The organism is Paraburkholderia sp. SIMBA_054 (genome assembly GCF_046534875.1).
GTDB lineage: Bacteria > Pseudomonadota > Gammaproteobacteria > Burkholderiales > Burkholderiaceae > Paraburkholderia > Paraburkholderia hospita.
The window spans coordinates 1-246 of record NZ_JAWRXV010001423.1 but is presented as its reverse complement, the minus strand read 5'-3'; the positions used below and the strand labels follow the sequence as shown (position 1 = coordinate 246).

The following is a 246-nucleotide window of genomic DNA, read 5'->3' as shown; positions in this document are numbered from 1 at the left end:
ATTGGCATCGGCCTGGCGTGTGTGAATATTGCTGAGTTAAACCACGGACTCCCCGATTTTGACTGGGCACGTTATACCTCTGGCATCGTGCTAGCGTTAGTTTCCGTGGTCTGCTGGGCATGGTATGCCCTGCGCAACGCCCGCTGGCTGCGGGAAAATCCCGACAAACATCCGATGATGTGGGCGACGGCGCAGGCGCTGGTCACGCTGCCGGTTTCTCTCATCGGCTATCTCGTCGCCTGTTAC

The 246-nt window shown here is 58.1% G+C and carries 1 pseudogene; it reads left to right on the top strand.

From position 1 onward, the window contains the following. Nucleotides 1–246, top strand: a pseudogene (locus tag SB822_RS59740) (EamA/RhaT family transporter); the annotation flags it as partial.